Annotated in this window: 9 protein-coding genes; 7 read left to right on the top strand and 2 right to left on the bottom strand. The window is 58.3% G+C overall.

The features are described from left to right. Positions 1 to 68 precede the first annotated feature (68 nt). Positions 69 to 1,493, bottom strand: a complete 1,425-nt coding sequence (gene ppsR / locus Q0778_RS12995; RefSeq protein WP_298301236.1) for a transcriptional regulator PpsR — start codon at positions 1,491 to 1,493, stop codon at positions 69 to 71. A 12-nt stretch (positions 1,494 to 1,505) separates the two neighbouring features. After that, on the bottom strand, positions 1,506 to 2,192 hold the full coding sequence (locus tag Q0778_RS12990; protein ID WP_298336630.1) for a cobalamin-dependent protein: 687 nt from the start codon (positions 2,190 to 2,192) through the stop codon (positions 1,506 to 1,508). Between the two features lie 485 nt (positions 2,193 to 2,677). Here Q0778_RS12990 and bchF point away from each other — a divergent pair, with 485 nt between their 5' ends. The 7 genes from bchF to Q0778_RS12955 are packed head-to-tail and all read left to right on the top strand — an operon-like array spanning position 2,678 to position 12,699. After that, on the top strand, positions 2,678 to 3,139 hold the full coding sequence (gene bchF, locus Q0778_RS12985; protein ID WP_298337670.1) for a 2-vinyl bacteriochlorophyllide hydratase: 462 nt from the start codon (positions 2,678 to 2,680) through the stop codon (positions 3,137 to 3,139). Beyond that, positions 3,136 to 4,431 (top strand): ferredoxin:protochlorophyllide reductase (ATP-dependent) subunit N, encoded by a 1,296-nt coding sequence (locus tag Q0778_RS12980; protein ID WP_298336629.1) that lies wholly within the window; start codon positions 3,136 to 3,138, stop codon positions 4,429 to 4,431. The genes bchF and Q0778_RS12980 overlap by 4 nt, the downstream gene beginning before the upstream one ends. 2 nt (positions 4,432 to 4,433) lie before the next feature. After that, entirely contained in the window at positions 4,434 to 6,002 is a 1,569-nt protein-coding gene (bchB, locus tag Q0778_RS12975; protein WP_298336627.1) for a ferredoxin:protochlorophyllide reductase (ATP-dependent) subunit B, read from the top strand. Beyond that, complete coding sequence (locus Q0778_RS12970; RefSeq protein ID WP_298336625.1) at positions 5,992 to 9,615, top strand: magnesium chelatase subunit H; 3,624 nt, start codon at positions 5,992 to 5,994, stop codon at positions 9,613 to 9,615. Before bchB ends, Q0778_RS12970 begins: the two co-directional genes overlap by 11 nt. Before the next feature lie 20 nt (positions 9,616 to 9,635). After that, positions 9,636 to 10,532 (top strand): ferredoxin:protochlorophyllide reductase (ATP-dependent) iron-sulfur ATP-binding protein, encoded by an 897-nt coding sequence (gene bchL, locus Q0778_RS12965; RefSeq protein ID WP_298301224.1) that lies wholly within the window; start codon positions 9,636 to 9,638, stop codon positions 10,530 to 10,532. Further along, on the top strand, positions 10,532 to 11,269 hold the full coding sequence (bchM, locus tag Q0778_RS12960; RefSeq protein ID WP_298336623.1) for a magnesium protoporphyrin IX methyltransferase: 738 nt from the start codon (positions 10,532 to 10,534) through the stop codon (positions 11,267 to 11,269). Before bchL ends, bchM begins: the two co-directional genes overlap by 1 nt. Then, the gene (locus Q0778_RS12955) at positions 11,266 to 12,699 is read left to right on the top strand and encodes an MFS transporter (protein WP_298336621.1); all 1,434 of its coding nucleotides are present in this window, start codon (positions 11,266 to 11,268) and stop codon (positions 12,697 to 12,699) included. Before bchM ends, Q0778_RS12955 begins: the two co-directional genes overlap by 4 nt. Positions 12,700 to 12,744: the final 45 nt, after the last annotated feature.

Raw genomic sequence — 12,744 nt, 5'->3', positions numbered from 1 at the left:
AATTGAAATGGACAATCTAAAGCTGCGGAGAGGCGATCAATCTCGCCTGGCACTTGACCCTGGCCAACTTACTCTGCGTCGTCGCCAGTCAGATTACCAAGTCCGTGTCGGTGGAGCTTTGAGTAGAGGCTCTGGCGCGAAAGGCCAAGAATCTCCGCGGCGGATGCGCGATTGTCCGACGTGTATTGCAGAGCCGCCTCAATACACAGTCGCTCGATCAAATCGGTGCTCTCGCGCACGATCTCTTTCAAGGACATGCGGCCCACTAGATCGGTCAGCTGTTCGACTGAGCGCGGAAGATCTTGCGGCCCCGGCGGCAAATCGCGAAGCCGGCGGCCAATCTGTCGAATTACAAAAGCATAGTGGGCATCGTCACCATCGGTGCGCACCGCTGACAATTCGATCTGCTCGCCTTCAAGATCATCATTTGTGCGTAGCACTGTGCTCACATTGCGCGCGCTGCCATGTTGATCGACCTGACCTTCGATCAACTCCAAATCGATCCCCGGTCGCCCGATCCAATTGGACAGATTGCGGCCAAACAGCGGATCGATACTGGCCGCCTGCACCATCTCGACAAAGGCGGTATTCGCGCTGACTATATCAAGATTGGCATCGGTAATGACGAAACCATCCGGCATCTCATCAACCAGTTCCAACACAGGAGCCATCGCGACCGCAGAATCATCCTCAAGGCTCGCGAAACGGATCACCAAATGCTGTGCGCGGTCCTGAATAAAGCCATTGGCGTAAGCGGCGACCGTTCGAGACCCCTTGGAGAGAGTAATCTGCTCAGGCGAAGCGGAGTCCGAGGCCAAGGCCGCACCGACAAGCGATTGCAGAGCATCCCGCGAAGGCTTATCCATAAACGCGGCCAGTTTCTTGCCCGGCAAGCTCCCAGCGCGCGCACCCAGCAAGCCATACGCCATGGTATTGGCTTCGCGAATCTTAAGGCTTGCCGCTTCGACCAATAGCATCGGCTCGCCCGAATTTTCGAACAGCATCCGGTAACGCGCGTCCAATTGGCGCATCCGCAAATAATCGCGCTCAAGCGATTGTTGCACTTGCAACAACCGTTGCTGCATTCGCCCGGCTTCGCGCAAATCACGGCCAAAAGCGATGCGATGTTCGCCGCCATTGACAGTCAGAACCGCATAACGGATCGGCACATCGCCATCTCTGGTTGGGTGGTTGACTTGACGCCAATGCTGCACCTCACCGCGGCGTGCCGCGGCCAGCATTTCCATAACCTTAGGCCGGCTTTCAACCGTTACGGTATCGAGCCAATTGGTGCCTTCCCACCCTTCAAAACCAGGGAATTCCTTGGGGTCGAACGCTGTATCGACGATCAGACCCGTATCATCCAGCACCAGAGTGATGTCGCCTGCTACCATAGCAAGTTTCATCGCCGCATCGGCATCCAGTGAATTGAATAATTCTGCAGCCTTGCCGAAGGGGTTTTTACCCTCGATGGAATGCTTGCGCGTCAGCATGCGGGTGCCTGCCTATCTTAAGGTTTGTGCACGCACCTCGGCGGACTGGACCAATCGCTCTGCCAATTTTAAGGCGGCTCGAGCGTCGGCGCCGGTCCCATCGGCTCCCACTTCGGCAACTATTGCTGGATTTTGGTTGATCATTCGACCACCGACGAGAATTGAGAGATGTTCATTGCGTGAAACGCTGCGCATTGCTCTGATGATGTTTCTTAAAGCGGCGCTAGGACAATCGCGAGAGAGCGTCAATCCTACGACGTCGAAGCTTTCACGAGATAAAAGATTGAGAACTTCTTTGCGTTGAGGCTTGGTCATGACAAGAACGTCCCAGCCTTCACGCGTGAAGATGTCCCCAAGCACCTGTGGCCCCATGAAATGTTGGTCACCCGGCATGGGCAAAAATAGGGCACGCCTTGAACTGGCAAAGAGAGGTTTAGGAGGCGCTGGGGCGCGAGCCGAAATCTCGTAAAGAACTTCCTGCAAACGCCATAGCCCCATTGTGACGTCAACGAAATCGCACTGGTCCTCTTCCCACAACTTACCCAGTCGGCGAGCAGCAGGGGCAAGCAGATCAAGGTAGATTGTGTTGATCGGCACGCCCTTAATCAAAAAATCATCGACTTCAGCAAGTAGGCCGTCTGCCTCCATATTCAAAGGAAGCTGCGCAAATCGTCGCGCTTCGGCCGACGAAATAGGCATAGGCTCTTGAGCCTTATTGTACGGTTTTGCAGGGCGCAAAGAACCATTCGCAGCGTCGCGCATAGCTGATCGCTTTGGATTCCCCTTCCTAGGCATCTTCGAAAAAGACATGCCAACGCTCCGAGCTCCCGGCTGATAGTCTCCGAGAATGGCGCGCACCCGCGTCGAGGCTAACGAGGTCAAATGGATTTCGACTCATGATCCGTCAGCAACAGGGGAATACTCGAACGAGGGTCGATTTGCAATGAGATCGCAGACTGCACCACTCTGGACCACCCTTACTGTCTAGTTATTTTTACGTCCAAATAATTTGACACTAGTGGATTGATAGGCCTAGTCTCCGGATCGGACACAGAGGGCAAAATACGAGGATGACTCGCACCACGCACGCATCCCCGGCCGTATCACCCCAGCTGCAGGGAGCCCCGCCTGAGAGATTCAGACAGGGCACGCAGGGGCGGAATGACCGAAGGAACGATGGGTCGCTGTACTCCGCAGAGGAACGGCGGCGGCGGGACGAATCGGTCTGGACTTTGGTCCAAGGTGTCCTGGCCCCGCTGCAGTTTCTCGTTTTTGCCGTCAGTCTCGTTCTTGTTGTTCGGACGCTTATGACCGGAGAAGGTGCCTTCGCCGCCGACATTTCGATCATCATCAAAACGTTGATTTTATACACGATTATGGTGACCGGATCGATCTGGGAAAAGGTCGTGTTTGACAAATGGCTGTTTGCCCCAGCCTTCTTCTGGGAAGACGTCTTTTCTATGCTCGTCCTCGCATTGCACTCCGCCTATCTGGTGATGCTGTTCGGCGCAGTCGGCACGGTTGAACAAAGGCTCGGCGTGGCTCTGGCAGCTTATGCTGCTTATGTGATTAACGCGGGCCAGTTTCTGTGGAAGCTACGGATGGCTCGGTTGCAAGGCGCCCCCTCTGAGGCGGTGCCGGCATGAATGTTGCGACGACCCTAACCGGCTGCGATGCTCCAAAAACCGACACGGCAACACGCACCGTTCTGCGCGAACGCGGGCAGCGCGAGGTTTTTTGCGGGCTTACGGGCATTATCTGGCTTCACCGCAAGATGCAGGATGCCTTCTTCCTTGTGGTGGGCTCACGCACTTGTGCCCACCTCCTGCAATCAGCAGCGGGTGTAATGATCTTTGCAGAACCACGCTTTGCGACTGCCATCATGGAAGAGCGCGACCTTGCAGGCATGGTCGATGCGCAGGATGAGCTTGACCGAGTGGTTCAGCGGCTCCTTGATCGCCGTCCCGATATCAAAACGCTGTTCCTCGTGGGCTCGTGCCCTTCTGAGGTGATCAAGCTCGATTTGGCGAAAGCGGCTGAGCGGCTTGGTGTGCAACATATGCCCAAGGTCCGGATCCTGAACTATTCAGGCAGCGGGATTGAGACCACCTTTACCCAGGGCGAGGATGCTTGCCTTGCAGCGCTGGTTCCGGAGATGCCCGCGCAAGATGCAAACGCTCCTAAGCAATTGTTGATGGTGGGTGCCCTTCCCGACATCGTGGAAGACCAGTTCCTGCGGCTCTTCAGCCAGCTGGGCATCGAGAATGTAGGCATTTTGCCCGCGCGCAATGCCCGCGATTTGCCGGCTGTGGGGTCGAACACACGCTACATTTTGGCTCAGCCATTCCTTTCTGACACCGCTATGGCTCTAGAGGACCGCGGGGCGACACGGATTGATGCGCTATTCCCATTTGGCGTCGAAGGGACAAGCGATTGGCTGCGCGCCATCGGCCGCGAATTCGGCGTGGACACAACCCAAGTCGAAGCGGTGATTGCACCGGGACGAGAACGTGCCAAGCGCGCGATCGAACACAGCCGTGCCGCTCTCGAAGGCAAACGGATCAGCTTCCTGCCGGACTCGCAATTGGAAGTGCCGCTTGCACGTTTCCTCCACACAGAGCTTGGCATGGAGCCGATTGAGGTGGGCACGCCCTATCTTCATCGCTCGCACTGCGCAGGTGATCTGGCGCTTCTGCCGGAAATCACTCGCATTAGTGAAGGCCAACACGTCGACAATCAGCTGGACCGCGTGCGCCAGGATAAACCTGACCTCACCGTTTGCGGCCTTGGGCTTGCCAACCCGCTAGAGGCCGAAGGGCTCACAACCAAATGGGCGATTGAGCTCGTTTTCTCCCCCATCCACGGGTTCGACCAAGCAGGAGACCTTGCCGAACTCTTCGCCCGGCCCATGCGCCGGCGCGACAGGCTGGAGGTGTAGCGATGCAGCTTTCGGTCTGGACATATGAAGGCCCGCCCCATGTGGGGGCCATGCGCGTTGCAACGGCGATGAAGGGGCTGCATTACGTGCTCCATGCGCCGCAAGGGGACACCTATGCGGACCTGCTCTTCACGATGATTGAGCGCCGCAATCACCGTCCGCCGGTAACGTATACGACTTTCGAAGCACGCGACCTTGGCAAGGATACAGCACAGCTTTTCCAAGACGCAGCAATGGACGCGATTGAGCGCTTCAATCCCGAAGCCATCATTGTCGGCGCTTCTTGCACCGCTGAGCTTATTCAGGATGATCCCGGCGGCTTGACTGAGGCAATGGACCTGCCCTGCCCCGCGATCCCGCTCGAGCTTCCCAGCTATCAGCGCAAAGAGAACTGGGGCGCGGCAGAGACCTTTTATCAAATCGTGCGGCATCTGGCTGATTCGTCAGTGACGCCCGGCCCGCGTGAGGATCGCAAAGCGCGCGCGAATATCCTCGGGCCCACAGCATTGGGTTTCCGACACCGCGATGACCTTATCGAGGTCCGCAAGATCCTTGAACAATTGGACGTTGAAGTGAACCTCGTCGCGCCGTTGAATGCGCGGCCATCGGACATTGCTCGCATTGGCAATGCCGACTTCAACATCGTCCTCTACCCAGAAATAGCAGATGAAGCGGCCCGCTGGCTCGAACGCACGTTCAAGCAGCCCCGGGTTCGCTCAATCCCATTCGGTGTGAGCGCCACTCGTGCATTCATATCCGAAGTCGCCGAGCTGGTGGGTGCAGATCCCACGCCTGCCCTCGGCGACACCAATTCCCGGCTCCCTTGGTGGAGCCGCAGCGTGGACTCGACTTACCTCACGGGTAAGCGCGTCTTCATCTTCGGTGACGCGACCCACGCGGTGGCAGCGGCGCGGATTGCGCGCGACGAACTTGGCTTCGAGGTTTGCGGCCTTGGTTGCTATAACCGCGAATTTGCGCGCGATGTGCGCGAAGCGGCAAAGGATCATGGGGTCGAACCGCTTATCACCGACGACCACCTCGAAGTCGAAGAAGCCATCGCCAAGGCGGCGCCCGAAATGGTTTTAGGGACGCAGATGGAGCGGCATATTGCCAAGCGCTTGGGTCTGCCATGCGCGGTTATTTCATCGCCCGTGCACGTTCAGGACTTCCCAGCACGCCACTCGCCCCAAATGGGTTTTGAAGGCGCAAATGTCATCTTCGACACTTGGGTCCACCCGCTGGTTATGGGCCTTGAAGAGCATCTTCTCACCATGTTCCGTGAGGACTTTGAATTCTCCGACGAAGCCGGCGCATCGCACCACGCAGCGCACTCGCCCAAGATGGCGGCGACACCTCAGACTGTGCCGGAGGAAGAGCTCCCGCCCGAGCCCGAAGTATCCGAGCTCGACAGCCCGCTTTGGACGAGCGAGGCAGAGAAGGAACTTAAGAAAATCCCCTTCTTTGTGCGCGGCAAAGCTAAGCGCAACACAGAGGCCTTCGCCGCCGAATTTGGGCGGGGTGAGATCAATCTCGACACGCTCTACGATGCCAAGGCGCATTATGCACGGTAGGGCGGACACCTCTGCAAGCCGGGCGAAGGCTCCGGTCAACGTGGTGATCGTCACCCTCGACAATCATCTCAAAGGCGCGGTTGAGCGCGCCAATCAAGTTCTAGCCCGCGACAATATCTGTCTCACACTTCACGCGGCATCTGAGTGGGGCGCGAACCCGGCTGAGCTTGTAAAGTGCGAAGACGCGATTGCCGAAGCGCACATCGTCATCACGACGATGATCTTCCTTGATGACCATATGCGCGCGATCTTGCCAGCGCTCGAAGCGCGCCGCGAAGAGTGCGACGCCATGGTCTGCCTTATGTCAACGGGCGAAATTGTGAAGCTCACCCGCATGGGCGGCTACCGCATGGACGCGCCCGCAAAAGGGCCGTTGGCGCTGCTTAAGAAACTGCGCGGCTCTCCAAAAAAGGGCGCAAGCTCCGGCGCGGGCCAGATGAAGATGTTGCGGCGTCTTCCCAAAATTCTCAAATTTATTCCCGGCACCGCGCAAGACGTGCGCGCCTATTTCCTAACGCTCCAATATTGGCTGTCGGGTTCGGATGAGAATGTGATCGCGATGGTGCGCGCTCTGATCGACCGTTATGCGGCAGGCGAACGCGAAGATCGCCGCGGTGAGACGGCGGCAGAGGCTCCGGTCGAGTACCCCGAAACGGGTGTCTATCACCCCGGCGCTGAGCAGCGGATTTCGGAGAGCCTTCGTATCCTGCCAAAGGCCCGCGCGCGGGATCGCGACGGCAAGAATGGGACCGTAGGTCTCGTCCTCTTGCGCTCCTATCTCCTTGGCCGCGATGCAGGGCATTACGACGGCGTGATTGCGGCGTTTGAGGCGGCTGGGCTCAAAGTCGTACCGGTCTTCGCAAGCGGGCTCGATGCGCGCCCTGCGATTGAAAAATTCTTTGTTGAGCGCGGCAGACCGACAGTTGATGCGATCGTAAATCTCACTGGGTTCAGCCTCGTGGGAGGCCCCGCCTACAACGACAATGAAGCCGCGCGCGAAGTTCTGGGCGATCTCGACGTGCCCTATCTCGCAGCGCACGCAATTGAGTTCCAATCCATCGAGGAATGGCAAAAACGCGAGCAAGGGCTCTTGCCGCTTGAGCAGACAATGATGGTCGCCCTGCCCGAGCTCGACGGTTCGACGGTGCCCAGTGTCTTTGGCGGACGCTTTGGCGAAACAGGAAACGTCTGCAACGGCTGCGACCGTCACTGTGAACGCGCCACCTCCGATCAAGTTCGCCCCATGCAAGGCTGCCCCGAACGCGCCGAAGCTTTGGCGGCCCGCGTGGTCAAATTGGTCGCGCTGCGCCGCGCAGAACGGGTGAGCCGTAAGCTTGCAATCGTTCTTTTCAATTTCCCGCCCAATGCGGGCGCAACAGGGTCAGCCGCTTTTCTTTCGGTGTTCCAATCGCTCTATGCGACACTGCGGAGGCTCGCGGATGAAGGCTATTCCGTTGACGTTCCAGAAAGCCTTGAGGCACTCCAAGACGCCATCCTGAAAGGCAATGCGGACCGCTTCGGCTCCGACGCCAATGTCGCAGCGCGCGTACCAGCCGACACGCATGTGCGCCAAGAAACCTATCTCTCCGAAATCGAAGCTGCATGGGGGCCAGCCCCCGGCAAAGCGCAAAGCGACGGTTCAAACATCCACATCTACGGAGCGCATTTCGGCAATGTGTTTGTCGGCGTGCAGCCTGCCTTTGGCTATGAAGGCGATCCGATGCGCCTGCTGTTCGAAGGCGGATTTGCCCCCACTCACGCTTTTAGCGCTTTCTATCGCTGGATCCGTGAAGACTTCGGCGCACATTCGGTGCTTCATTTCGGTACCCACGGCGCGCTTGAGTTTATGCCCGGCAAACAAGCGGGCATGAGCGGCCATTGTTGGCCTGAGCGCCTGATTGGCGATCTGCCCAATTTCTATCTCTACGCGGCGAACAACCCTTCCGAGGGGATGCTGGCCAAGCGTCGGTCTGCCGCAACGCTCATCAGTTATATGACGCCGCCTTTGTCGCAGGCTGGCCTCTACAAAGACCTCACCGAACTCAAGGCGAGCGTCGAACGCTGGCGCATGGGCGCAGACGAAGCGGAACGCGCCGACCTCGCCGAACTCATCGCGGACCAATGCGATGCGCTCGACATCGAAATGGGTGAAATCGGCGAGCTTTCGGGGCGTTTGTATGAGCTTGAGCAGACACTCATCCCGCATGGTCTTCATGTGCTCGGAAGCAACCCGCAAGGCGAGCAGCGCAAGGATATGCTCAATGCCATGATGGAAGCAAGTGATGATACAGACCGCGCGGCACTCAACGCCAAAATAGACGAATGCGATGAACTGCGCTCGCTAATCCACGCGCTTGATGGCGGCTACGTCCAACCTGCACCCGGCGGCGATATTGTTGCCAACCCCGAGGTCCTACCTACAGGCCGCAACATTCACGGCTTTGACCCGTTCCGCATCCCATCCGCCTACGCCTGCATGCAGGGCGAAGATCAGGCGGAAAAACTCATCGCGCGCCATGTCGCGAATGGAGAGCCATTCCCTGAAAGCATCGCGATGGTGCTTTGGGGCACAGACAATATGAAAACCGAGGGGGTTCAGATTGCACAAGCAATGACTCTCCTCGGAGCGCGGCCGCGTCGTGATTCCTATGGACGCCTAGCAGGTGCCGAGTTGATCCCACTCAAGGAATTAGGCCGGCCGCGCATCGATGTTGTGATGACCCTATCGGGCATCTTCCGCGACCTTCTGCCGCTGCAAACGCGGATGCTGGCTGAGGCCGCGCTTTTGGCAAGCCAAGCGGACGAGCCTCTGGAGCAGAACTTTGTTCGCAAGCACTCCCTTGCCCAACAAAACGCCCACGGCTGCGACATTGAAACCGCAGCTTTGCGCGTTTTCTCCAATGCCGAGGGCGCATATGGCGCGAACGTCAATCAGATGATCGAAGGCGGCGTTTGGGCAGACCCGGACGAGCTCGCAAATGCGTTCGAAGTGAACAAAGGCTTTGCCTACGGTGTCGGCGGCAAGCCGGTGCAAAAGCGCGAGCTGTTGCAAAGCCACCTCGCAAGCGTCGATTTCACGTATCAGAACCTAGAGAGCGTAGAGCTCGGCATCAACGATGTTGACCAATATGTCGACGGACTTGGCGGGGTCAGCCGCTCGGTTTCCAAGGCCAAGGGCAAAGACGCGCCGGTCTACATCCTTGATGCAACACGCGGCAAAGCCAAAGTCCGCACGCTGTCTGAACAAATCGACCTCGAAGCCCGCACACGCACGCTCAATCCTAAGTGGTTTGAAGGCATGCTCGACCACGGTTTTGAGGGGGTGCGCGCGATCGAAGGTCATGTGAACTCAACCTTCGGCTGGTCGGCCACCACAGGTCAGGTCCAGCCGTGGGTCTACCAGAAAATTTCCGAGACTTTCGTTCTCGATGAAGAAATGCGCCGGCGTTTGGCCAAGCTCAATCCAAAGGCGAGCGCGCGCGTTGCAGGCCGTCTGTTGGAAGCATGCGACCGGCAATTGTGGGAGCCCGATGAAGCGACACTGGAAGCGCTTCGCGAGGCCAATGACGAACTCGAAGACCGCCTCGAAGGTGTCTATGTGGCGGAAAATTAAGGGATAGGGACACAGATCAGATGAACCTTCACACACCCAATAAAGGCTTCCGCCGCGCTGACGGAGAAGGCTCGGTCCAAGTGCAATTGGACCCCGCCGACAAGATCAAAGGCGCGAAGGTTTTTGCCGTTTATGGCAAGGGCGGGATCGGCAAATCCACGACCTCTTCGAACCTGTCTGCCGCGTTTTCAAAGCTTGGTCACCGAGTCCTGCAAATCGGCTGTGATCCAAAGCACGACAGCACGTTTACACTCACCAAGAAGCTGATGCCGACGGTGATTGATGTGCTCGAAACGGTCGAATTCCACTCCGAAGAGCTCCGGCCCGAAGATTACATGTTCGAAGGCTACAACGGCGTCATGTGCGTGGAGGCTGGCGGGCCACCTGCTGGCACAGGGTGCGGCGGTTATGTCGTGGGGCAGACGGTAAAGCTCTTAAAACAGCACCACCTGCTTGAAGACACCGATGTGGTGATCTTTGACGTGCTTGGCGACGTTGTGTGCGGCGGGTTTGCTGCGCCTTTGCAGCATGCAGAGCGCGCCGTTGTGGTTGCCGCGAACGACTTTGACAGCATTTTCGCGATGAACCGGATTGTTCAGGCCATCGGTGCGAAATCAAAGAACTATGACGTGCGTCTTGCAGGCGTCGTCGCCAATCGCAGCCGTGCAACCGATGAGATCGACCGCTTCTGCGATGCGGTGGGCATGCCACGCCTTGCGCACTTCCGCGATGTCGATGAAATCCGCAGATCGCGGCTGAAGAAATGCACCCTGTTTGAAATGCCCGATAGCCCCGAGGTTATTCAGGCGCAGGACGAATATATGCGGCTTGCCGCCATGCTGTGGGCAGGTGTGGAGCCCTCGATCGCCGCGCCGATGAAAGACCGCGACATCTTCGACTTCTTAGGGTTTGAGTGATGGCTACGCACGCTCCTGAACGTCCCGGCCTCAACGCCCCTTACACCGCACCCCGATACGTCGAGCGGCGCGAGGCGCTGGCGACATATTTCGATTCCACCGCCAAACAGGCGTGGATCGACCTCACCTCCGACGCCAAGGTAAGCGGCATTCGCGCAACTGTTCGCGCAGGACGCGAGCAAATGCGGCGCACGTTGGTGAGCTGGCTTCCTCGGGATCTGCGACGCACGCGCCTCCTTGATGCAGGTTGCGGGACAGGAGCCCTTGCAATCGAAGCTGCTTGTCTCGGGGCCGATGTGACCGCAGTCGATGTGGCAGGCGGCCTCGTCGAAGTGGCTAAGTCACGCGCAACCGGCTTTTGTGGTCATGGCAAGGTGCGCTGGAAGGCAGGCGATATGCTTGACCCTGACCATGGCGGATTTGCGCATGTGGTGGCGATGGATTCGCTCATTCACTATTCACCCGACAATCTCGTCGATGCGCTTGAGGAACTCAGCACGCGCACCACTGGTTCGATCCTCTTCACCTTTGCCCCGCACACGCCCCTTCTGGGTGCAATGCATTCAGTAGGCAAAGTCTTTCCCAAAAGTGATCGCTCACCTGCCATCGTGCCAGTCGCCGAAGATGATCTTTGCGCGCGGCTCGCACGTCTTGATGGGTGGAGCATTGGTCGCACTGAGCGGATTTCATCTGGCTTCTATAAAAGCCAAGCCTTGGAGTTGGTGAAGACCGGATGAGCCAGCCCAAGCGCCCTTCCTATCAATTTGCCCGTATGATGGCGGATCTGATGCCGTTTGCCGATGCGGCAAGCAAAGAGCTGCCACTCTCGCGGCTCCTACGCTTGTCGCTGTTTCAGGTGAGCGTTGGTATGGCGATGGTTTTGCTAAGCGGCACGCTCAACCGCGTGATGGTCGTGGAGCTGGGCACGCCGACATGGCTGATTGCAACTTTGATCGCCGTGCCACTGCTAGTTGCGCCGTTCCGCGCTCTGATCGGTCACAAGTCTGACCGACACGTCTCGGCTCTTGGATGGAGGCGTGTGCCTTACATCTGGTTTGGGACGATGATGCAGTTTGGAGGGCTAGCAGTCATGCCATTCGCCCTGCTGCTGCTGGAGCTTGAAGGGCGCTTTGAAATCGGCCTTGTAGCTGCCGCGGTCGCCTTCCTGCTGACAGGTCTTGGTTTCCATGTGACACAGACTGCTGGTCTTGCGCTGGCGACTGATCTCGCCCCTGAAGATAAGCGACCGCGCGCCGTTGCGCTGCTTTATGTCATGCTGCTGGTCGGCATGATGCTGTCGGCTTTCGTCATTGGCGGATTGCTCATCGACTTCAGCCCTACGCGGCTTGTCCAGGTTATCCAGGGCGCTGCCGTTTTCACAATGGTGCTCAATCTTGTTGCGCTGTGGAAGCAAGAGGCCCGCGCCCCAGAGCGCACCAAAGCGGACCCGGACGCGCCGAGTTTCGGCGAACTTTGGAACGCCTTTGTGCGCGATGGCCGCAATGCGCGCCTTCTGACCGCCATTGGAATCGGTGCGGCAGGCTTTGCCATGCAGGATGCTCTGCTCGAGCCGTTTGGCGGAGAGATCCTTGGCCTTTCGGTAGGCGCGACCACCGGTCTCACCGGGGCATGGGCCTTGGGCGCATTGTTGGGTTTCATCTATTCCGGCCGCAGAATGTCGATGGGGGCTGACCCACTCAGGCTCGCAGGGCTTGGCCTTGTGATCGGGGTGAATGCTTTTTTGCTCGTGCTATTCGCAGGACCGTTTGAATCCGCTTTGATGCTCTATGCTGGCGCACTGCTGATCGGCCTTGGCCTCGGCCTCTTTTCTGTTGGCACTCTGATCGAAGCCATGGCGCTCGCCAAATCTGAAACTGCAGGGCTCGCGCTTGGCGCGTGGGGCGCGGTTCAGGCAACTTGTGCTGGCGGCGGTATTGCGCTTGGCGGACTTGTTCGCGACCTTGTCGCCTGGTTAGCTGCAGCCGACGCCACGGCCACGATAGCCACCCGTGCGAGCGGTTACACCTCCGTCTACGTCATTGAAATTCTGCTACTTATCGCAGGCCTCGCCGCGATTGGTCCGCTTGTCGGACACTCTCGCATATCGTCCATCCAATCACGGAATAGCGCAGACCAGCCGTTCGGCCTACGCGAGTTCCCAACATGATCGCTTGCTCGGGATAGAGCGGTCCACACGTCGGGGAGCCACTGC

The sequence above is a fragment of the uncultured Erythrobacter sp. genome, assembly GCF_947502395.1.
Taxonomy (GTDB): domain Bacteria; phylum Pseudomonadota; class Alphaproteobacteria; order Sphingomonadales; family Sphingomonadaceae; genus Erythrobacter.
The sequence above is the reverse complement of the archived record's forward strand: the minus strand, read 5'-3'. Positions and strand labels throughout refer to the sequence as shown.

Excerpts from the sequence above, each read along its gene's own strand:
- ppsR (WP_298301236.1), bottom strand. The coding sequence starts at position 1,493 with ATGCTGACGCGCAAGCATTCCATCGAGGGTAAAAACCCCTTCGGCAAG.
- Q0778_RS12990 (WP_298336630.1), bottom strand. The coding sequence starts at position 2,192 with ATGCCTATTTCGTCGGCCGAAGCGCGACGATTTGCGCAGCTTCCTTTG.
- Q0778_RS12980 (WP_298336629.1), top strand. The coding sequence starts at position 3,136 with ATGAATGTTGCGACGACCCTAACCGGCTGCGATGCTCCAAAAACCGAC.
- bchB (WP_298336627.1), top strand. The coding sequence starts at position 4,434 with ATGCAGCTTTCGGTCTGGACATATGAAGGCCCGCCCCATGTGGGGGCC.
- Q0778_RS12970 (WP_298336625.1), top strand. The coding sequence starts at position 5,992 with ATGCACGGTAGGGCGGACACCTCTGCAAGCCGGGCGAAGGCTCCGGTC.
- bchL (WP_298301224.1), top strand. The coding sequence starts at position 9,636 with ATGAACCTTCACACACCCAATAAAGGCTTCCGCCGCGCTGACGGAGAA.
- bchM (WP_298336623.1), top strand. The coding sequence starts at position 10,532 with ATGGCTACGCACGCTCCTGAACGTCCCGGCCTCAACGCCCCTTACACC.
- Q0778_RS12955 (WP_298336621.1), top strand. The coding sequence starts at position 11,266 with ATGAGCCAGCCCAAGCGCCCTTCCTATCAATTTGCCCGTATGATGGCG.